Raw genomic sequence first — 22,560 nt, forward strand, 5'->3', positions numbered from 1 at the left:
CACACGGGGGTGTGAAGCTGTGAACGCTTACCTGGCGGCATTGTGCCGTGCCGAGGCGAGATCTGATTTGTTGGGCGACCCGTTTCGACGTGACTTCCGTCCACCCGATTTTCGTCTTCGTTTCTCCTGAAATTTTCGTCGACCAATGGGTCGACGCCGCACCGCCGTGCCCGTGCAGGGGATGGCGATGACACATGGCTCCGCGTGACCGACGCCGGTCTCGTGGCCCTCGCTTGCCTCGCTCCGTCCCTCAGCCCGTCCTCGATCCAGGGGTGACCATGTCCTTCAGCATTCGGCGTCTGCCCGACCCGCGCGGTCGGCTGACCGATCTGCGTGGTCGGCTGACCGATCTGCGTGGTCGGCTACCCCGGCAACGCTCGGTGTTCGGCTCCGGCACCGCCCGGTCCATCCTGGCGGCCGCCCTGGCCGGCGTGCTGATGCTCAACCTGGGCGGCAGTGGGGTGACCGCGCTGCCGGCGGGCGGTGCCCGGGACCGCGACGGTGCCACCTCCGCCGTCCAGGGCGGCGGCAGGAAGCCGGCCCAGGCATGGGGCTCGGCGGCGGGCAAGGCGCACGTGACGCCCGGACGACCCAACCGGGACGTGCCGAAGTCGCTGCGCGGGCAGTACCCGCTGCACAAGCTCGCCGACAAGCCGGCCCCCGGACGCAACAAGGCGTCGGTGGCGACCGCACCCGTCGACGACACCCGAGGCTTCGACAAGGGCACCAGCCGTGAACGGCCGGCCGAGCGTGACGTCAACCAGCGGGTGTTCGACAACGCCGACGGCACCCAGACCACAGAGTTCTCCTCCGCCCCGATCAACTACCGCAAGCCGGATGGGACCTGGGCGCCCATCGACCACGCCCTGGTGCCGGCCGCGGACGGGTGGGGGACCACCGCTGACTCGGTCGGTCTGCGCCTCGCCGGTCACGGCGCCGCGAGTCAGTTGGTCCGGCTGAGCTTCGACGGTGACACCGAGTTCGGCTTCGGTCTGGCCGAGGCGACCAACGTGCCGGGCCGGGTGGACGGCAACGCGGTCACCTACCCCGGCGTACGCCCCGACGTCGACCTGCGCCTGGAGCCCCGGGCCGGTGGCGTGAAGGAAACCCTGGTCCTGCGCTCGGCCAAGGCGCCGGCGTCGTTCGTGTTCCCGCTGAGTCTGCGCAACCTCACCGCGAAGCTCGTCGACGGTCAGGTGGTCCTCAACGACCGGGACGGACACACCCGGGGGGTCATCCCACCGGGTTACATGATGGACGCCGGCTCGGGCACGGCCGGTCCCGCCACCTCCACCAAAGTGGCTTACGAGCTGGTCACCATTGGTGGGCAGACGGCGCTGAAGGTCACTCCCGACCGGGCCTGGTTGGCTGACCCGGCCCGGCAGTACCCGGTGGAGGTCGACCCGACCGTCGGCCCGCCGGTCGACGCGGTCAAGGCCGACAGCAGCATGTACGTGCACGGCAGCAGCTCCACGTCCGGCAGCAGTGAGCTGCTCGTCGGTCGCTCCGGTGGGTCCAACGCGGCGGCCTACCTCAAGTTCGGTGACCTGGTCAGCCGACTCCAGAACCACACCATCCACGGCGCGGCGCTCTCGGCTGTCAACTTCGACGCGGCCTCCTGCAAGGCACGCGCGGTCACCGTCCACCCGGTCACCGAGTCGTGGTCGGTCGGCACCGGCTACTCGTACCCGGGGCCGTCGGTGGGTGGCTCCCTGGTCAGCCGCTCCTTCGCCCACGGGTACGTCGCTCTCGGTCAGTCCCAGTCCGCCTGCCCGGCGGCCGGGGAGATGTTCGACCTCGGCGTCGCCGGTCGCAACCTGGTGCAGCGGTGGGCCAACGGCCAGCAGGCCAACAACGGCCTCTCGCTGCGCGCGTCCACCACCGACACCTCGGCGTGGAAGAAGTTCGCCGGCACCGGCACGGCCAACCCCCCGGCGCTCTACGTCACGCACAGCCCGTACAACGCCGGGTACGCGATCCCGAAGCCCACCCCGGAGCCCGCCGTCCTGCGTAACCAGGACGGCAAGGTGAAGGTGACAGTCACCAACCTCGGCGCCGAGGCGTGGACGCCGGCCAACTACTACCTCGCGTACCGGGTCTACAACGCGCAGACCGGCGCGGCGGTGACCCAGCAGCGGGCGGCGAACCTGCCCTCCACCCTGGCCCGTGGCGCGAAGGTGACCCTCGACGCGACGGTCAAACGGTTGGAGCCCGGCTCCTACTTCCTCGACTTCACCATGGTGCGTACCGGTGGAGCGGTCTTCACCGACCACCAGGTGCCACCCGGTCGGATCGTGCTCCAGGTCTTCGACGTTCCGCCTGTGGTGCAGGAGCTCTACCCGGACAACGGCTACCAGGCGCCGACGCTCACCCCGTTGCTCTGGGCCCGGGCCGTGGACACCGACGCCGCACCCGGCGCCACCCTGTCGTTCAAGTTCGAGATCTGCGACCGCACCGACGCCGGTGCGGCGACCAACTGCACCAACTCCGGCTACCAGGCCAAACAGTCCTGGGTGGTGCCCGCCGGCCGGATGGTCTGGGGCAAGAGCTACCTGTGGCGCTCCTTCGTCAAGGACAGCGCCAACGAGGTCATCTCGCCGTACTCGACCATGATCAGCTCGGTGCCGCAACCGGACCTGCTGTCCCGGATCGCCACCTCACCCACCGCCGAGCAGGGCCGCGAGTTCGACGCGCAGACCGGCAACTTCGCCACCTCCGCGGTGGACGCCACAGTGGTGACGGTCGGGCCGGAGCTGAACCTGGTCCGCACCTACAACAGCCTCGACCCCCGGACGACAGGCGTCTTCGGCGCCGGCTGGTCCAGCCGGTACGACATGACGCTGGTCCCGGACAACGACGGCACCGGCAACGTGGTGGTCCGCTACCCGGACGGCCAGGAGGTGCGGTTCGGCAAGAACCCGGACGGCACGTACGCCCCGCCGCCGGGCCGGGTCGCGAAACTCACCGTCGACAGCAGCAACTGGAAGCTTGTCGACCGCTCCGGCAGCACCTACCAGTTCTCGCTCCTGAACAAACTCCAGAAGATCACCGACAACTCCGGGCACTCGGTCAACCTGAGCTTCGACCCGATGACCGGCAAGCTCGCCAAGGCCCAGGTCTCCAACAGCCAGACCAACACGGCCGGTCGTGCGCTGACCTTCACGTGGAACGGCAACCACATCGCCACGGTCAGCACCGACCAGGTCAACGGCGCGAAGCTGACCTGGAACTACACCTACAACGGTGACCTGCTGATCACTGTCTGCGGCCCGGAGTCGGCCTGCACCAACTACGCCTATGCGGCCGGTTCGCACTACCGCACCGCCGTTCTCGACGCCAAGCCCGACTCGTACTACCACCTTGGCGAGGCCGAGGGCACCGGCGCGGCCAGCGACGTGGCGATCAACCTGGGCAAGGACGCCGGCACGTACCGCAACAACGTCACGCTGGGCCAGCCCGGTGTGCTGGAGGGCACCAACGGCACCGCCGCCGCCTTCAACGGCACCTCGGCCTACCTCGAACTGCCCAAGGGCCTGGTCAAGAAGAGCCGCGACGTCTCCGTCGAGCTGTGGTTCAAGATCGGCCTGACCCAGACCGGTGGCCCGCTCGTCGGCTACCAGGACAAGGCCGTCGGCACCGCCGCCACCAGCGGCGTCCCGTTGCTCTACACCGGCACCGACGGCAAGCTGCGCGGCCAGTTCGCCAACGGAACGATCGCGCCCTTCACCTCAGCCGCCACTGTGAACGACAACAAGTGGCACCACGTGGTGCTGTCCGCGATGGCCAACACCCAGTCCATGTACCTCGACGGTGAGAAGGTCCTCACCCCGACTGGGCAGACCGGGCAGCCGATCGAGCACTCGCTGCTGACCTTCAACCAGGTCGGCCTCGCCTCGGCGACCACGCCCACGTCCTGGCCGGCCTGGGGCGGCACCGCCCAGCGTTACTTCGCCGGCACCATCGACGAGGTCGCCGTCTACTCCCACCCGATCGGCCCGGACACGGCCAAGGCGCACTTCCGGTACGCGAAGCCGGCCGCCCAGCAGCTGACCCGGGTCACGCTGCCCAGCGGCCGCGTGGCCACCGAGGTCGAGTACGACACCGCCACCGATCGGGTCAAGGAATACACCGACGACAACGGCGGCACCTGGAAGGTGGGTCAGCCCACCGTCTACGGCGGAGACACCGACCTGCGACGCAGCGTCCAGGTTCTCGACCCGGCCAACCGCCCCTACCTGTACGAGTACGACGCGCTCGCCGGTCGGATGCTCCGCTCCGGCACCCCGCTCGGACTGGAGACCCGGGAGGAGGACCGGCCCGGGCAGACCAGCCCGACGCCGACCCCGCCGCCGACCGAGGTCTGCACCCAGCCGGACCCGAACGACCCCGCCTTCTGCACCGTGATCCCCGGCGACGCCGGTGGGCCGATCTTCGTGCGGCACCCGTTGGACGGCATGGCCATCCGCTCGTTCTCCTACAACGAGGAGGGCCAGCAGAGCAAGGTCACCAACGAGAACGGTGACACGGTGGAGATGACCTACGACAGCAAGGGTCGTCTCGCCACCCGCAAGAGCTGCCGCACCTCCACGCAGTGCTTCACGAACTACTACACCTACTCGACGACCATCACCGACCAGTTCGACCCGCGGGTCGACCTGGCCGTCGAGCAGCGCGACGGCCGCTCGACCGGGCCGACCGACAACAACTACCGAACCACCTTCTCGTACCACTACACCGGCCAGCTCCTCAGCCAGGGCAACCCCGACGGCAGCACTGTCAACCACACCTACACCACAGGCGCGGAAGCCGGCATCAACGGCATTCCTCCCTCCGGGTTGTTGGCCACCAGCTCCGACGGGCGCACCAAGGTGACCCGGTACGCGTACTACACGAACGGTGACCTGTACAGGGTGACCGAGCCGTCCGGGCTGGTGACCGAGTACACCTACGACGCGCTCGGTCGACGGATCACCGAGAAGGTCACCTCCGACACCTACCCCACGGGTGTCACCACCACGATCACCTACGACACGCACTCACGCGTCGCCACCGTGACCGGCCCGGTCACCACCGACGCCGTCACCGGCAAGCAGCACCAGAGCCGAACGGTCAACGAGTACGACGCCGACGGCAACCCCACCAAGGTCACCGTCTCCGACCTGCTCGGTGGGGACCCCGAGCGGGTCACCAGCACCGAGTACGACGACGAGGGCCGGCCGGTCCTGGTCGTCGACCCGGAGGGCAACGAGACCAGCTACGGGTACGACCGGTTCGGCAACAAGACGACCATGACCGACGCCAACGGCAACCGCTACGACTGGGCGTACACCGCGCAGAACAAGGTGGCCGAGGTGCGGCTGCGGGACTGGCGCAGCGACCCGGCCGGCACCCCCGGCACCGGCACCGGCGACTACCTCGTCCTGCACTCCTACTCGTACGACTTCGCCGGGCGGCTGGCCAGCGACACCGACGCCATGGGTCGGCGACTGGAGTACCAGTACTACCGCGACGATCTGCTCCACAAGATCACCCTGAAGGACTTCCGGAATCCCGACGGCTCCAAGCGGGACTACGTCGTGGAGGAGAACACCTACGACGGGGCCGGCAACGCGACCCGCAAGGTCGGCGCCAACGGCACCCAGATCACCGACCACACGCCGGACAAGACCGGCAAGGTGAAGAGCACAGTGCTGGACCCGAGCGGGGTGCGCCGCACCAACACCTTCACCTATGACCTCAACGGCAACGTCACCCAGACGGTCCGGACCGGAAACCCGTCGAACCTGAACTGGGAGGTGCTGGCCACCTCGGAGGTCGTCGACTACACCTACGACGACGCCGGCAACGTGCTCACCGAGAAGGTCACCGCCGGCAGCGGTACCCGGGTGACCAGCTACACGTACGACAGGCGTGGCCTGCGCACCTCGGTCACCGACCCGCGCGGCAACGTCTCCGGCGCCGACAAGGCGAAGTTCACCAGCACCTTCCGCTACGACGAACTCGGCCGCCAGGTCGGCCAGAGCGGCCCGACCGTCCTGGCCGAGAGCGACGGCAACACGGCGGTCCCCACCAACCCGACCAGTTCGGTCGGCTACAACACCTTCGGTGAGCAGGTCGCGGTCAAGGACCCGCTCGGACGGGTCTCCACCTCGGAGTACGACAAGCTCGGCCGGGTGGTGCGCAGTCTCGCGCCCACGTACCAGGCTCCCGGGGTGTCCCAGACGGTCACCCCCGAGCACAAGCGCCGCTACGACGCCCTGGGCAACGTGCTGGAGGAGACCGACCCGGCCGGCACCACCAGCTACACGTACGACCAGCTCAACCGGCTGACCGTCCGGGACGAACCCTCGAAGACCAACGACGACCGAGCGCTGACGCGCTACACCTACACCCGCACCGGTGAGGTCCTCTCGGTCACCGGCCCGACCGGCGCCCGGGTCGAGTCGACGTACGACGACCTCGACCGGCAGGTCACCCAGACCGTCGTCGAGCGCCGGCCGACCACCCGCAACCTGGTCAGCAAGCTCTCCTACGACGACGCGGGCAACCTGACCTCGTCGTCGTCCCCGACCGGGGCGACCACTGTCAACACCTTCAACGGGGCCGGCGACATCACCCGCAGCACCGCGCCGACCGGCGAGGCCATGATCTTCGGGTACGACTTCGCCGGTCGCCAGGTTCGGGTCTCCGACGGCCTCGGCCGCACCACCCGCAGCGGGTACGACCAGTTCGGCAACCGGGTCAGCACCCTCAACCTCAAGGCCGACGGCACCGTCCTGCGCACCCAGACCTACGACTACGACGTGGCCGGCAACATGACGTCGTCGAAGGACCCGTACAACACCGTCACCACCTTCGAGTACGACGCGGCGGACCAGCTCGTCAAGCAGGTCGAGCCGACCGACGCCGACCCGATCACCACCACGTTCGGCTACGACGCCGCCGGCAACCGGACCCGCTACACCGACGGCCGCAACAACTCCACCATCTACACGTACAACACGCTTGGTCTGCCGGAGTCGGCGGTCGAGCCGTCCACGGCGAGCCACCCGACCGCCGCGGACCGGACCTGGACCGTCGCGTACGACGCCGACGGCAACGCGGTGCGTCTCAGTGCCCCGGGTGGGGTGAGCCGCACGCGGACCTACGACGCGGCCGGTCGACTGACCGTGGAGACCGGTTCCGGGGGTGACACCGCGACCGCGACCCGGACCCTGGACTACGACCAGGACGGCCGTTTGACCAGCGTCAACGCCCCCGGTGGCAGCAACACGTACAGCTGGAACGACAGGGGTGGGCTGCTGTCCGCCGCCGGCCCGTCCGGCACGGCCAGCTTCGACTACAACGACGACGGCCGGGTCACCAGCCGCACCGACCTGACCGGCACGGCCAGCTTCGGCTACGTCAAGGGCCGCCTCGACACGCTCACCGACAGCATCACCGGCCAGCAGCAGAAGCTGGGCTACGACGCCGCCGGTGACGTCAAGACCGTCGACTACGGCGCCGGCCGCGTCCGCACCTTCGGGTACGACGACTACGGGCGGGTCGCCAGCGACGTGCTGCGCAACGCGGGTGGTCAGACGGTGGCGTCGGTCACCTACGGCTTCGACCTCAACGGCCACCTCACCAGCAAGAACACCACCGGCACCGCCGGCGCCGGGGCGAACACCTACGACTACGACAAGGCCGGCCGGCTGATCTCCTGGACCAGCCCGGCCGGGACCGTCACGTACGCCTGGGACGCCAGCGGCAACCGGGTTCGGGCCGGATCCAAGACCGCGACCTTCGACGAACGCAACCGGTTGCTCTCCGACGGCGACTACACCTACGCGTACACCGCGCGGGGCACCCTGCGGACCCGCACCAGCTCTGGAATGGCCGAACAGTTCTCGTTCGACGCCTTCGACCGGCTCACCGGGGCGCAGGACCAGACCTACACCTACGACGGCCTGGATCGGCTGGCGTCGCGGACCGGCAACTCCTTCGTCTATGCGGGTCTGGGCGACGAGGTGGTGCACGACGGAGTCGAGTACTACGGCCGTGGCCCGAACGACGAGCTGCTCGCCACCGCCCAGGCCGCCAACAAGCGGCTGTCGCTGACCGACGCCCACGGTGACGTGGTGGCGGCCATCAACCCGGCCGACACCCAGCTGTCCACGCTCAATGACTCCACCGCGTACGACCCGTTCGGCAAGAAGGTGAGCAGCACCGGCAACACGGGCCGGCTGGGCTTCCAGGGGGACTGGACCGACCCGGACACCGGGCAGGTCGACATGGGCGCCCGCTGGTACCAGCCCGGCACCGGCACGTTCACCTCGCGGGACAGCGTCAACTACACCTCCGGCGACTCGATCCTGGCCAACCGCTACACCTACGGTGCCGGCGCCCCGCTGGACTTCGACGACCCGGACGGCCACTGGCCGCGCTGGGTGAAGCGTGCCGCGAGCGCGGTGAGCAATACCGTCTCCAACGTCGTCAGCGGCGCGAGCACGGCGTTCAACTACGCCCGGAACTTCGTGTCCACCGTCGGTCACTACGCCTGGTCCGGCCTCAAGGCGGTCGGCCGGGTCATCTCCAGTAGCGCGAAGTGGCTCGGCGAGAAGACGATGAACGCCGTCCGGTACGTCGGGAGCAAGATCCAATCCGGACTCAATCAGCTCTCCCGCGCTGCCGACTGGGCAAAACAACAGAGACACCTCATCGCGCAACGCATCCATCAGGCCAAGGTCGCGGTGACCGCCGCCGCGAAGTCGGCAATCAAACAAGCTGTCAAGTTCACCAAGCTGCCGGTGATCCAGGCCCTGACAAAGCCGCTCATCACGCTCGGCAAGGTGGTATCCACCGGCTTCAAGATGGCCGCGAGCGTCGTCGCGGTCACCACAATGGCCATCCAGGACCCACAGAAGTTCAAACAGAACCTCTGGTTGGCGGCCGCACAGAAGTTGGCGCCGCTCGTCGAGGGCGCCGAGAAGATGTGGGACAAGGCGACCCAGTTCGTCGACGAACACGCCGCCGAAATCGCCGGCTTCGCCGTCGGTGCCGTCGTCGGCCTGGGCTGCGGGGCGGCCATCGGCTGGACCGGTGTCGGGGCGGTGGCCTGCGGGGCGCTCGCCGGCGCGGTCGGCTCGGCGGTCACCGGTTACATGGACGGCAAGCGCGGCTGGGACCTCGCCGGCGCCACCGCCATGGGCGGCCTGTTCGGCGCCGCTGGCGGTGCACTCGGTGCGGTTGCTGGGCAGGCCATCGGTGCCGGGGTCCGCGCCCTCGGAAGTGGCCTCCGAGCCGGTATGGGCCGGGTCAGCTCGGTTGCCGGCGAGGCAGCGGAGCGGGCGTTTGGCGGTGCGCAGCGAGCCACTCCGCAAATCTCTTGGGGCCAGATGTCCGGGGGCGCAAAGCGTCTCGTGAACGCGTTCCAGACCAACGGGACGGTAAGCCTTGGCAGCGGTGTCCGCCCGAGAGCCGTGGCTCAGGCTTCGGAGTGGCTGAACAGCGAGATCGGCGTTTCCCAGAGCCGAACTGGCGCGTTACGCGCCACCCTCGGCGTAGCGAATCGGGTACGATTCCCGCGTGGGGATGTTCCTATCCTGCACACGCACCCAACCTTCACGACCGTTGCCGCCGACCTTACCGAAGACATCTCCCGGGCCGGATCGGCAACGGAGGCGGTCATTGACTGGGGCGGAAATCTGACCTACTTCAACAAGAACGGCATCATGGAAGAGCCAGTAGACTCGATCATCAATGGCCTTGGTTACCTGGTGGGGCGACGATGAGTGAGCTACGTGACGGTGGTGTTCCGGAGCAGTGCTTCATCTGTGGCCATCTGGCCCTCGGTCTGACGGGTCAGGATTTCTACCTGGCGCCCTACATGCTCGGGCAGGATAGATCCTTCGCAGATGACCGGTACGGTTACTGCCACCTCCGATGCCTGCAGGAATCCGGCCTGGCGGGCAAGTGGGCGGCGGGAGTTAGCGACCACTTCTGCGAGCGATGGCCGGACTTCGTCGAACTTGATGATGGCGATCGGCGGATACACGCAAGCTTCCCGGCGCGGAGCCTCACAGTGTGGTCGGTTGAAGGATGGTTCGCCACCATCCCTTTTAGCATTCTCCGCAACTCGGGCGTTGAGTCTGCCGCGATTGAGCCATCGCCGGGACATCGGCTATTCGCCGTAGCCTCGGTCGTAGGATTCGTGAACGGTCCTTACGAGGCAATATTTGGCGACCTGCGCGGCGGGCCGCAGCGAGAGATTGATTTGCTGCATCTTCTTGAAGAAATTGGAACACTCGAACACATCCTTGAGCCCCGGCTGTTGGAGGGCGGGCGAATCGAGCGGGTTCCCTCCGATAACACCGCTTTGGACGACGAATATCGGGCGAAGCACTTCCTTGAGGTTGCCGACAATGTTGTTGAGGCAAGCGCTTTGTTGATCAACCGTGCGACGGGATGGAAGCGGCGACGCCGCTGAGGTGCGCTATCCAACCACACTGGATCAATTTAGCGATTCATTGGGTCCGGGGCCGCATTCGCGCTGCAAGACACAAGCGGAATCATGCAATGGAGTCCGACCCGGAGTTTGACTCCGCCCGGACAAATCGACACGCCGCTAGCGGCGTGCCTTGATGGCACGAGGAAAGGACTTGCTATGGCTCGAAGGGTTTCCTTAAAAAAGGGCGCTGTGGCCAGCTGGCTGGCGTTCCTGGTGATCGTACTTCTTGGGGCTGCGGCGCCTGGGCGTGCTCTTGCCGACGCGGCCGGCAGGGGTGGTGACTATGTACCGATCGACACCGTCGCCCTGCTCGACACCCGCACGGGTATCGGCAGCACAACCGGCACCCGAGGCGCCGGATCGGTCACGTCGTTCACTGCCCTGGGGATCGGCGGTATCCCGTCCAGCGGCGTCAGCGCGCTGATGGTGGACGTGACGGCGATCAACCCGACCGCCAACACGTTCCTGTCCGTCTACCCGGACCAGACGAGCCGGACGACCTCGGAGCTGAATGCCGCGGCCGGCGAGACGATCACCAACTCGTCGGTGGTCAAGCCGGGCGCGAACGGCAAGATTGCGGTTTACAACCTGACCGGCAGTCTGCACATCAAAGTGGACGTGGCGGGCTACTACACCACCGCCACGGGCAGCGTCGGCTCGGGCTTCGTGCCGGTGAACCACACGCGGGTGGTCGACAGCCGAGTAGGGCTGGGGATCGCCACCGGCACCATACCCACCAGCGGGTCCCGCACTGCCAACCTCTCCGGTGGCGGGCTGGTGCCCAGCACCGCGAAGGCGGTCCTGCTCGACGTGGTCGTGACAGGTTCGACCGGCAACGGTTGGGTGACGGTCGGGTCGAGCGCGACCGCTAAGGTCGGCATCGACTACGTCAAGGCCACCACGTCCATGGTCATGGCGGTCAAGCTCAACTCCGATGGCAGCCGTAACGTGCAACTGGAGGCTCGCGGGCCCGCCGTGCACGTCGCCATCACGGTCCAGGGGTACTGGACCGACAGCCCGACCACCGGCGCGGGTCTGCGTCCGATCCCGGCGACAAGGCTGTACGACAGCCGGTTGCCCACCGGCGCCCAAGCGGTGCCCGCGGGCGGCTCCGTCGACGTCGCGGTGGCGGGCACCAACGGCCTGCCGACTCGCGGCATCGCCGCCGCCGTCCTCAACGTGCACGTGGTGGGTCCCGCGACCGCCGGTTATCTCACCGTCACGCCGCTTGACGGCACTCCGAACCCCACGTCGACTGCCAACTTCCCCGCCGGGCTCAACACCACCCGATCGAGCCTGGTGGTGACCAAGCTGGGCACCGAGGGGAAAGTTCGGATCAAGAACGTCAGCAGCGGCACTGCGCACATCCTGGTCGACCTGCAGGGCTGGTTCGCCGACCCGCTTCCGTTCCTGCCGGTGCAATCCTTCTCCCGGTCGGTGGCGAGGCAGGGAGAGCCGAGCGACGGCAGCGCGCTCGGGACCATCGTCTACGCGCACACTGACAACACCGGTCAGGTGCGGGTCGTCCACCAGGCGAACCCCGACGACTTCGCCAGCTTCCAGCACACCCCCCTCTTCGGCGCGGAGGCGTTCACCGGGCAGCCCGCACTCAACGTGCTGGGCGCCAGCAAGCAGATGCAGATCAGCGCCCTGCACACCACGGGTACGGTCTGGGCCGGTGCCCAGACGGTGGCAAACGCCGCTACCTGGGGCACCACCGGGAACTACGGCGGAACCATGGCAGCCCCGCCGGTCGCGGCCACTCTCGCCAACGGCAGCAGCGTGATCTTCGCGGTGGACGCCGACGGTCGCCTGTGGCACTACCGTCAGACCGGGACCGGTGCGTCGTGGAAGAGCCTCGGTGACGTCGACCTCGCCGGTGGCCTCGCCACTCTCGCGCTTGACACCGGGATTCAGTTGGTCGCCACGACCAGCACCGGCACCATCAAGACCGCGTTCTACTCGACCGATGGGGCACTTACCGGCTGGACCGACCTGGGCGGAAACGTGACAGGTGTGCCGGCTGCCTTCCTCATCCAGGGTCCGCGCACCGCGGTGGTGGCGCGTGCGGCCGACGGTTCGCTGGTCTTGAAGAAGCAGGAACTGGGTGGGGCCTGGCCGGCCACCTGGCAGACGGTGGGCACGTTCACCGCTGCGGGGTCGCCGGCCGCGATTGTCGACCCGGCGTTGGGCCGGATCGTTGTCGTCGCCCGTGGGTCCGACAACGAGATGTACCGGGTGTACGAGACCGAGCAGGGCTCGGGCACCTTTGGTGAGTGGCTGCGCCTGTACGAGAACCCTGGCGACCCGACCGCTGCCACGGCTGCCACCGATCCCGCCATCGCGCCGATTCAGAACTCCGGCGGACCCGGGTTCGTGGTGGTCTACCGCAACCGGAACAACACCACCATCGCGCTGGACCGGCGGTTCGCCGCCCCCGGCGGGATGGCGGCAGCGAAGGTGAGCCCGTCGGCGGTCAGCTTCGCCGCGCACCTCATCCCGACCCCGCCGGCCTGATCCTCGGCACCACCAGCCCCGGGGGCCTCCGTCCAGGTGACGGAGGCCCCCGGGTCGCTGTGCACCGGCTCGGCGTTTGCCTTCCTAGACTGGGGCGATGAGCGTTGGCACCGACGGCCGGGGGATGGCCGAGCTGGCGGCCCTGCTCGCCGACGGCACCCGCGCCGAAATGTGCGTAGCGCTGCTCGACGGGCGGGCATGGACCGCCGGTGAGCTGGCCCGGCGCGCCGGTGTTGCCCCGTCGACGGCCAGCGACCATCTCACCCGACTCGTCCGCGGTGGGCTCCTCGTCGAGGAACGGCAGGGCCGCCACCGTTACCTGCGGCTGGCCGGGCCGTCGGTGGCCCAGCTCATCGAGGACCTTGCCGGGCACGCCCCGGCCACGCCCACACCGACCGGGTCGCTGCGCGCGGCGACCGCGAGCGCTTCCCTGGCGTACGCCCGGACCTGCTACGACCACCTCGCCGGGCGGCTGGGCGTGCTGATGTACGACGCGCTCCTCGGCGAGCGTCGGCTCGACCGGTCCAGTGGGTTGGCGTTGACGCCGGACGGGTGGGCCTGGGCGGCCGGGTTGGGCGTACCCGTGGACGTGCTGCGCGCTGCCCGCCGCCCGGTGGTCCGCGACTGCCTGGACTGGACCGAACGCCGCCCGCACCTGGCCGGAGCGCTCGGCGCGGCGCTGTGCCGCCGCTTCACCGACCTGGGCTGGATCAGCCAGGGCGCCGGGCGGGCCGTCCGTCTCACTCCCACCGGCCGCCCCGGCCTGGCCGCGGCCCTGTCCATCCCCGAACACACCCTCGACCCGCCGGTGGCCTCGCCGCCCACGAGCGGCCGCGCCTGACCGGCGAGCGGCGGGCGACCGTGGCGGGATCGTTCGGCGCGGGGCGAACGGTTCGCGCCCTACGGTCGGGCGGTGACCGACAACTGGCCCGTCATTGCGCCCGCCCCGGGAACACCGGCGTGTGGGCCGCCCTCGTTCGAACCGGAGCGCGGTTGGTCGGTGACCCGGCATGCCGACGTGCGGGCGGCGCTGACCGACCTGGCGTTCCAGGTGCCGGCCGTCGACACCGGTCCGCCCGGCACTCTCGCCTGGCTGCGCGCCACGGTCAGCCGGTTCAGTCCACCGCGACGGCACGCCGACCGTCGGGCGGTCGCAGTGCGGGCGCTGGCCCCGCTGGAACCGGACGACCTGCGACTGGACGCGGCGCGGCTGACCGTGGCCGCTCTCGACCGCGCGGGCGACCGCATCGACGTGATGCGGGACCTGGCCCGGCCGGTGCCGCTGCGGGCGTTGGCCGATCGCCTCGGTTTCGCTGATCCGGCAGCCGCCGGGCCGGCGGTCGCTGTCGTCGCGGCGGCGTACCACCCGGGGTGGACCCTGCGTTGACCGCGCGGGCCGACCAGGCGGTGGCGGCGTTGCTGGCGCTCGCGCCCGAAGGTCCGCCGGCGGTACTGGCGAACCTGATCGGTCTGCTGGTCCAGGCGTGCGACGCGACCGCCGGTCTGATCGGCGCCGCCGCCCATCACCTGCTGCCCCCGGCCGGCCCGCCAGCGCCGGCCACGGCACGGACCGCCGACCTGCTGGCCGAGGTGCTGCGCCTCGACCCGCCGGTCCGGGCCACCCGACGGGTCACCGTCGACGCGGTACGGCTGGGCGGGCGGGATCTGCCGGCAGGCAGCCCGGTGCTGCTGCGCTTCGACGCGGCCAACCGTGATCCGCAGGCGTTTCCCGAGCCCGCGACGTTCCAGCCCGGTCGGCCCGGCGCTGGACTGTTGACCTTCGGGACGGGGGAGCGGGGTTGCCCCGGCGACCGGCACGCCCTGGCGCTGGCCACCGGTGTGTTCGACGTGCTGCGGGAACGCTGCCGGCGTGCTCCGAATTCGTTGCGCCATGAGCCACACCCGACCCTGCGGGTGCCGGTAACTCTGGAGGTGAGCGTCCGATGATCGAACGTCGTGCCGCATTCCACGCTCTGCACCGCGCCGGCCGCCCTCTGCTGTTGCCCAACGCGTGGGACCACGCCTCGGCGGCGGCGCTCGCCGCGCGTGGACATCCGGCCATCGGCACCACCAGCCTCGGGGTCGCCGCGACCGCAGGCCTTCCTGACGGCGCTGCGGCCACCGCGGCGGAGACCCTCGCCCTGGCCTGCCGGCTGGCTCGGCTGCAGGTGCTGCTCACCGTGGACGTGGAGGCCGGGTTCAGCGACGACCCGGCCGAGGTCGCCGAGTACGTGGCGGAGTTGGCCGGGCTCGGCGTGGTCGGAATCAACCTGGAGGACGGGCGCGCCGACGGCACCCTTACCGACACCGAGTCCACCGCCGCCAAGGTTGCGGCCGTGAAGGCGGCGGTGCCGGACCTGTTCGTCAACGCCCGCACCGACACCTGGTGGCTCGGGGTGGACGACCCGCTGCGGCAGACCCTCGCTCGCGCTCGTGCCTACCGGGCGGCCGGCGCGGACGGGATCTTCGTGCCGGGCACCGTCGACCTGGCCATCCTGCGCGTCCTCACCGAGCGGTTCGACGCTCCGGTGAACGCGTTGTACCAGCCGGGCGGCCCAGGGCTGGCCGAGTTGGGGGCCGCAGGGGTGGCGCGGGTCAGCACCGGCTCGCTGCTGTTCCGGGCAGCGCTGGGTGCTGCACTCGCCGCCGCCGACGCGATCCGCCTGGCCGGGCTCGCCGCACCGGCGGGACTGCCGTCGTACGCCGAGGTGCAGGCCCTGGTGCCGGCGGACGGCGACTGATCCGTTGCCGGCCGGCCCTCGGCGGCGGCCCGAACGGGGCGAGGCAAGATCGTGCTCGATCCTGGTTCCAGTGGCATCGGTTCGCGATCGAGGCCCCTACAACCAGGATCGAGCACGATCTTGGGGAGGCGGTGCCGGTGGGAAGCCCCACGCGCCGCCCGCCGGGGTGATCCACGCCGAGGGCTGCCCGCAGCGGCGGCTGAATCGTTTACGACATCAACTCCACAGGCAGCGAGTCCACCCTCCCGTCCCTGCCGCGTTGCGGAACAGGGCTCCAGCGACCGCTGCCTGTCACCGCGCGAACCCGACGTCACGCACCCTTCGAGGGGAGATAGGAGGAATGTTCGGTCCGGTCCGGTCCCGATGATTACGGTGTGTTTCAGGGCGAACCACCCAGTGCCGTGACCGGAGAAAGGGACCCGTCATGCGAGTGCCCAGCCGTAGCCCGGGACAGCAGCCCGGTTCGCCTCCGTCGCCCACCGCTCCGGCCCGTCGTCGCCCCTCCGGCACGACCCCCCGCCGCCTTCCCGCCCCCGCGCCCGACCTGCCCGCGTACCGGGCCGCGGTCGCCGAACTACTGGTCGAGGTCGGCGCCCTGGCCGACGCGGCGAGCACCCGGGCCCGGCAGGTGCTGATCGACGAGCGGCTGCGGGAGCCGGCGCTCGCGGCGGTCCTCGACGCCACCCCGCAGGGGCTGATCGGGGCGCGCGAGACGCTGCTGCTGGAGATGGCCCGCTACCAGCCGAACGACCGCACCTCGGCGCGTGACCTCAGCGCACTGGTCCGGATCTACCTGCTCTCCCGCATCGACGTGCTGTGGTGGCAGGACGCGCCGACCTTCGTCACCGACGACCAGGTCAACGGCAGCGCCGAACTTGTCGACCTGGAGTGGCTGCGCCGCCGCGACCTGCTGCGCTTTCGCTACCAGGAGCAGCCCGCCACGATCCTGGGCCGCGCCGCACGCGGGCTGCGGCGCCGGCTGCGGCCCGACGCCACGCCGCACACCGCAGGGCTGCTGTTCCGCCGCGCCCGGCGCGAGGTGGTGGCGCTGCTCAACGACATCGGACGCGACTTCACCGCCGCCGCGCCTCCGGCCACCCCGCCGCTGTGGGTGACCAGCCTGGTCCGCAGCGCCGAGCACCAGTACCGGCTGCGTCGCCTGGGCTACGCGGCGATGTTGCCCAGCGGGCACTGCCTCGGCTACTCGGTCGATGTCGAGCTGGCCTGGTTCGAGCGTTTCGGCGCGCGGGACACCCTGGCGGAGCTGCTGCTGAGCCGGCAGGAGGCCGGCGAGCTGAACGTGATCGACGAGGGGCAGGCCTGGCACCTGTGTCTCGCGCCCACCGCCCGGCGTCGCCTACGCCGGGCGTACGAGGCCGAGATGGGGGTCTGAGCCGGTGTGCGGCATCGCGTTGAGCATCGGTCCCGAGGCCGACCCGGCGACCTTCCGGCGGATGCTCGCCGCCCTGGCCCCGCGCGGTGAGGTCACCGAGACCCGGTCCGAGAGCGGGCTGCTCACCGGCACCCGTCGGCTGCGGGTCGTGGACCGGGACCGGGCGGTGCAACCGTGGACGTCGACCGACGAGCGTTGGCTGCTCTGCTTCAACGGTGAGATCTTCAACTACCGGGAGTTGCGGGCGCAGCTGACCCGGCTGGGGCAGGCCTTCCGTACCGAGAGCGACACCGAGGTGCTGCTCGCCGCGTTCCAGCAGTGGGGCGAGGCGGCGGTGACCCGGCTCCGCGGTGAGTACGCCTTCGCCGTCGTCGAACGGGCTACCGGCCGCGCGTACCTGGCCCGCGACCCGCTCGGTGTCAAGCCGCTGTACTGGTCCCGCCGGCCCGGCTGCCTGCATCTCGCCTCCGAGGTCAAGGCGCTCGTCGGGCACGGCGCTCCGATCGTCGAGGTGCCGCCCGGGCACCACGGCTGGGCGGAGGCGGACGGGCACGTGCGACTGAGCCCGTACGTCGACCTGCTCACCATCGGCGACGGCCTGCCGATCATCGACGACCCGGACGAGGCTGCCCTGCTGGTTCGCGCCGCGCTCAGCGACTCGATCCGGATGCGGGTGGAGACCGACCTGACCGTCGGGGTGGTGCTCTCCGGCGGCCTGGACAGCTCGCTGACCCTGCGGCAGGTGCGGGACATCCACCCGGACTGCGTCGCGGTGACGGTCGGTGTGGCGGACAGCCCCGACGTGGCGTACGCCCGGCGCCTCGCCGCCGACCTCGACGTGCCGCACGTGGTGGTCGAGCTGCGTCCGCGCGATATCCGGCTCGCCGACGTCCGCGAGGCCATCCGGATCTCCGAGCTGACCGAGTACGGCGACATCATCAACGCGGTCGTCTCGGTGCCGATCTTCCGGCGGCTCCGCGAGCTGGGCATCAAGGTCGTGCTGACAGGTGACGGCTCCGACGAGCTGTTCGGCGGGTACCCGATGTACCACCAGGTCGGTCCGGCGGCCGCCCGCAGGCTGTTCCTGCACCGGATCCGCAACCTGTGCCGTACCGAGTTGCAGCGGGTCGACCGGGCCGCGATGGCACACGGTGTGGAGGCCCGGGTGCCGTTCCTCGACCTCAGTGTGGTGGAGCTGGCGATGCGGCTGCCGGTGGATCTGAAGCTGCGCCACGGGCAGGAGAAGTGGATCGTCCGAAGGGCGTTCGCCGACGTGCTGCCCGACTACATCATCCGCCGCCCGAAGAACCCGATGTCGTACTCGTCCGGTCTGCACGAGCGGGTCCGGCTGTACAAGCCGCTCTTCGCCCGGCTGCACCGTTCGTTCGGCTACGACCTGCAGGAGCCGGTCCGTAGGGACTTCGACACCGTACTGAGCCGCTGCGGCAACGACCTGGACCGGGCCATCGCCGACGGGCTGACCCGACCCGACTACACGGTCCTGGAGCACGCCCGTGACCTGGTCGGCGCGGCCAAGTGGAACGCCGCTCCGATGGTCCGCCGGCTGGTCGGCCCACGCCCGGCCCGCCGCTGACGGCCGCCCCGCACACCGCTGATCGAGCGCTCAGCTCACCAGCAGCAGCGCGCCGACCGCGGCGAGCGTGCCGACGACCGCGAGCACCGTGCTGGTCAGAACGAACCGGGTCACCGGCACCCGCACTCCGGCAGCCCGGCACCGCTCGAACCACAGCAGGGTGGCCAGTGACGCCCAGGGGGCGGCCAGCGGACCGACGTTGGTGCCGATCAGCAGGGCCAGCAGGCGGGTGTGGTCGCCGGCCGGCAGCACCGACTCGCCGGCCAGGTAGGCGGGGAGGTTGTTGACCGCGTTGGCCAGCAGCGCGCCGGTGCCGCCGGCGCGCAGTGCGCCGAGCGCACCACCCTCGGCGCCGAGCAGGTTGCCCACCAGATCGTCCAGCCCGTGACGGCCGAGGGTCTGCACCACCAGGAACAGGCCGGTGACGAAGAGCAGCAGACGCACCGGCACCAGCCCGGGGCGCAGCGTGGCGGGGGACCGGACCACGAAGCCGAGCAGCACCAACGCGAGCGCGACGGTGGAGGCGAGACCGATCTCCACCCCGGCGAGGATGCCGGCGACGAAGAGCAGGCAACCGGCGACCGCGGTGCGATGCAGCACCGGGTCGGCCGGTACGTGCCGGGCCGGCGGAACGAACCGTCCCCCGACCGGCCGCTCGCGCCGCCACCAGCCGTACCAGAGCAGCGCCATGGTGACCGCCACCGCGGCGAGCTGCGGCAACGCCATCCGCTCGGCGTACGCCAGCGGTGTCAGCCCGACCCGGTCGGCGGCCAGCAGGTTGGTCAGGTTCGACACCGGCAACAGCAGGCTGGCGGTGTTCGCCAGCCAGACGGTGGTGACCGCCAGCGGGGCGGCGGGGACGCGCAGGTTGCGGGCCAGCGCGAGCAGCACCGGGGTGAGCAGCACGGCGGTGGTGTCGAGGTTGAGCACGAGGGTGGTCACCGTGGCCAGCCCACCGCAGAGCAGGAACAGGGCCACCCACCTGCCCCGGGCGGCGATGGCCAGCCGGCTGGCCAGCACGTCGAAGACGCCGGCGACGGCGGTCAGCTCGGCGAGCACGATCACGGTGCCGAGGAAGAGCAGCAGCGGCAGGATCCGGTGCAGGGTGGCGGTGGTCTCCGCGCGGGGCAGCAGCCCGCTCAACGCGCAGGCCGCGCCGACCACGGCGAGAACGACCGCGACCAGGTCCAGCGGGTGGGGTCGCCGACGCCTGTCCGGCTCGGGCGGGGCGGGCGGCGCATCGGCGACGGCGGCAAGCTTCACGTCTGACCACGTTCGCATGGTGAGCGGCCTGCCGCCCGCGCTGGCACCGTCGTGGTGACCAGCCCCACCATCGCGGGGCCGACCACCGGGGGAGCGCGGTTGGCCGGCTGAGGTGGCCGGTGCGGGGAACCCGACAGAGCGCACCGGAGCGGGAGACAACCGGCAATGAGCCCAACAATGCCCGACGGTCATCCGGACGTGCCCGAACATGGCCGGGCCCGGCCCCCGCGGATGGGGGACCGGGCCCGGCTGTGTGCGCGGTGCCTACCAGCCCAGGTAGCTCGGCTGGGTCTGCACGTTGAGCTCCGGGTACCGGGTCAGCTTGGCCGTCCAGGTACGCCAGTCGTTCAGCTCCAGGACGTCAAGGCCCTTCACCATGTCGTTGGAGTAGATGTGGCCGTTGTAGTAGTACGCGGACCAGGTGCCGCCGCCGACGAACGTGTCGGCCGAGAGCGGGCCGCGCTCCCAGAAGGCGATCTCCTTCGGGTTGGCCGAGTCGGTGAAGTCGAACACCGAGATGCCACCCTGGTACCACGCCTGGACCATGATGTCCCGGCCGAGCACCGGGACCAGCGAGCCGTTGTGCGCCACGCAGTTCTCGGTGTCGGCGTTCGCCCGGGGGATCTTGTAGTAGCTGCGGAAGGTCATCGTCCGGGCGTTGCCACGGCCGGCGATGTCGTAGATGGCGTCCGCGCCCCGGTTCGGGCCGACGGTCTCGTTGCAGGTCGCCGCCCCGCCACCACCCAGCTCGTCGGTGAAGATCACCTTGGTGCCGGAGTTGTTGAAGGTGGCCGAGTGCCAGAACGCGAAGTTGACCTCGTCCCGGACCCGGTTGATGACGCGGGGCGCCTCGCGGTTCTTGATGTCGAGCAGGATGCCGTCACCCATGCAGGCGCCGGCGGCCAGGTCCTTCGACGGGTAGGCGGTGATGTCGTGGCAACCGGTGGTCGCCGAGCCGGTCTGGCTGCCGGGGAAGCCGCCGTCCGGGAAGAGGTTCGGCGTCGCGACCACTGCCGCGTCGGTCGGCTTCTTCACCGGCACCTTGATGATGGAGATGGAGTCGTGCGGCGGCTGGCAGTCCGGGAATTCGGCCCGCGGGCTGTACGAGGAGACGTACAGGTAGACGGCCTTGCGGTCCTTGCCCGGCACCAGGGTGTGGGTGTGTGAGCCGCAGGCCGTCTCGACGGACTTGATGTAGCGCGGGTTGGCCTTGTCCTTGATGTCGAAGACCTTGATGCCCTCCCACGAGCCCTTCACGTCCGCTCCCTGCGTGGTGCTGTTGCAGGAGTCGTCGCTGCGGGACGAGTCGGTGGAGAGGAAGAGCAGGTCACCGTGGACGGAGATGTCGTTCTGCGACCCCGGGCAGAGCACCCGGGCCTTGACCGTCGGAGCGCTGGGCCGCGAGATGTCGTAGATGACGAAGCCGTTGTAGTTGCCGGCGAACGCGTACTTGCCCTGGAAGGCGATGTCGCTGTTGGTCGCGTCCAGTGGGGCGACCTTGGGCAGGTTCGCGATCTGGCGCAGGTTGGGGCTGCTCACGATCTCGTCGACGCCGGGGATCGTGTTGGTGAGCGCGGGGGCCGGGGCCGCCTGCGACACCGTCTGTGCGTTGCTCGCCGGGGCGACGAAGGCGCTGGCGACGAGGAGGCCGGTCGTGGCGAGCGCCACGACACGCAGTTGTCGTAACCGTGGCTTGTGGAGTCTGATCATCGGCGGGGGCCCTTCGCAAGGGGGAGACGATGGTTGACACGTTACAGTTCCACGAAGGACGTCGATGTGAGCTGGATCACATCAATGTGGGTTCTTCAATGGATAACATCGCGATGACCTCGACTGCAGGGAGTGGCCCATGACCAACCGGCGCGCACGCACCCTGGCGGTCGTCACACTGGCTCTCGCGTTGCCGCTTGTGGTGTTCATGGTGGTCCGTCTCGACGGCGACGCCGGTACGCGCGCGGCGCGGCCGGTCTCCGCGCCCGCCACCTCCGCCGCGTCGCCGACGGCCAGCCCCGTCCCCACCGATCTGACCGTCATCGCGCCCGGCCGCCCGGGCGAGACGGCCGCCACCCGCCCGGCGCACGAGGTCCGCGACGCCGGCCCCGCCCCGCACAACTCGCTGGACGTGTGGTTCGTCCGGATGATGATTCCGCACCACGCGCAGGCCCTGGCGATGGCGGAACTCGCCCCCGACCGGGCCGCCGATCCCGACGTCCGTGCCATCGCCGAGCGCATCCGGGCCAGCCAGGGGCCGGAGATGGGCATGATGCGCGGCTGGCTGCAGACCCGGAACCTCCCGGCGGAGGTCCAGGGGCACGACCACGGCAGCATGCGCGGCATGCAGTCGCCCGAGGCGATGCGCCAGCTCGCGGCGACCCGTGGCGCGGACTTCGACAGGCTCTTCGTCCGGATGATGACCGAGCACCACCAGGGCGCCATCGAGATGGCCACCAACCTGCTCACGGTCGGCTCGGACCTGACGCTCAACGAGTTCGCCAACTCCGTCGCCACCGAGCAGAGCGTCGAGATCGACCGCATGCGCGAGGTCCTCGGCTCCTGAGCGGGG

12 protein-coding genes are annotated in these 22,560 nt (G+C 70.0%); 10 read left to right on the forward strand and 2 right to left on the reverse strand.

Annotated features, from left to right (window positions below; translation table 11 throughout):
- Positions 1-278 precede the first annotated feature (278 nt).
- The 9 genes from ACQP0U_RS15255 to ACQP0U_RS15295 all read left to right on the forward strand — a co-directional run bounded on the left by ACQP0U_RS15255 (position 279) and on the right by ACQP0U_RS15295 (position 18,734).
- A complete protein-coding gene (locus ACQP0U_RS15255; RefSeq protein WP_433319927.1) occupies positions 279-9,773 on the forward strand; it encodes a LamG-like jellyroll fold domain-containing protein in 9,495 nt (3,164 codons plus the stop codon).
- The gene (locus ACQP0U_RS15260; protein WP_433319930.1) at positions 9,770-10,468 is read left to right on the forward strand and encodes a hypothetical protein; all 699 of its coding nucleotides are present in this window, start codon (positions 9,770-9,772) and stop codon (positions 10,466-10,468) included. Before ACQP0U_RS15255 ends, ACQP0U_RS15260 begins: the two co-directional genes overlap by 4 nt.
- Positions 10,469-10,645: 177 nt before the next feature.
- Positions 10,646-13,006, forward strand: a complete 2,361-nt coding sequence (locus tag ACQP0U_RS15265) for a hypothetical protein (protein ID WP_433319932.1) — start codon at positions 10,646-10,648, stop codon at positions 13,004-13,006.
- A 97-nt stretch (positions 13,007-13,103) separates the two neighbouring features.
- Positions 13,104-13,847: an ArsR/SmtB family transcription factor gene (locus tag ACQP0U_RS15270; protein ID WP_433319935.1), complete on the forward strand. Its 744-nt coding sequence runs from the start codon at positions 13,104-13,106 to the stop codon at positions 13,845-13,847.
- Between the two features lie 72 nt (positions 13,848-13,919).
- Positions 13,920-14,393, forward strand: coding sequence for a hypothetical protein (locus ACQP0U_RS15275; protein WP_433319938.1), 474 nt, complete (start codon positions 13,920-13,922; stop codon positions 14,391-14,393).
- On the forward strand, positions 14,378-14,953 hold the full coding sequence (locus tag ACQP0U_RS15280; RefSeq protein WP_433319941.1) for a cytochrome P450: 576 nt from the start codon (positions 14,378-14,380) through the stop codon (positions 14,951-14,953). Before ACQP0U_RS15275 ends, ACQP0U_RS15280 begins: the two co-directional genes overlap by 16 nt.
- Positions 14,950-15,747 (forward strand): isocitrate lyase/PEP mutase family protein, encoded by a 798-nt coding sequence (locus tag ACQP0U_RS15285; RefSeq protein ID WP_433319944.1) that lies wholly within the window; start codon positions 14,950-14,952, stop codon positions 15,745-15,747. The genes ACQP0U_RS15280 and ACQP0U_RS15285 overlap by 4 nt, the downstream gene beginning before the upstream one ends.
- 424 nt (positions 15,748-16,171) lie before the next feature.
- Entirely contained in the window at positions 16,172-17,140 is a 969-nt protein-coding gene (locus ACQP0U_RS15290) for a DUF5715 family protein (protein WP_433319947.1), read from the forward strand.
- A 4-nt stretch (positions 17,141-17,144) separates the two neighbouring features.
- The gene (locus ACQP0U_RS15295; RefSeq protein WP_433319950.1) at positions 17,145-18,734 is read left to right on the forward strand and encodes an asparagine synthetase B family protein; all 1,590 of its coding nucleotides are present in this window, start codon (positions 17,145-17,147) and stop codon (positions 18,732-18,734) included.
- 30 nt (positions 18,735-18,764) lie between these two features.
- Here ACQP0U_RS15295 and ACQP0U_RS15300 read toward each other — a convergent pair whose 3' ends face one another.
- Together ACQP0U_RS15300 and ACQP0U_RS15305 are read right to left on the reverse strand one after the other, a co-directional pair.
- Positions 18,765-19,997: an SLC13 family permease gene (locus ACQP0U_RS15300; protein WP_433319953.1), complete on the reverse strand. Its 1,233-nt coding sequence runs from the start codon at positions 19,995-19,997 to the stop codon at positions 18,765-18,767.
- 264 nt (positions 19,998-20,261) lie between these two features.
- Positions 20,262-21,707: an LVIVD repeat-containing protein gene (locus tag ACQP0U_RS15305; protein ID WP_433319956.1), complete on the reverse strand. Its 1,446-nt coding sequence runs from the start codon at positions 21,705-21,707 to the stop codon at positions 20,262-20,264.
- 139 nt (positions 21,708-21,846) lie between these two features.
- Between ACQP0U_RS15305 and ACQP0U_RS15310 the strand changes: the two genes are divergently transcribed.
- Entirely contained in the window at positions 21,847-22,554 is a 708-nt protein-coding gene (locus ACQP0U_RS15310) for a DUF305 domain-containing protein (protein WP_433319959.1), read from the forward strand.
- Positions 22,555-22,560 lie beyond the last annotated feature (6 nt).

The sequence above is a fragment of the Micromonospora sp. CA-269861 genome (assembly GCF_050948505.1).
Lineage (GTDB): Bacteria > Actinomycetota > Actinomycetes > Mycobacteriales > Micromonosporaceae > Micromonospora.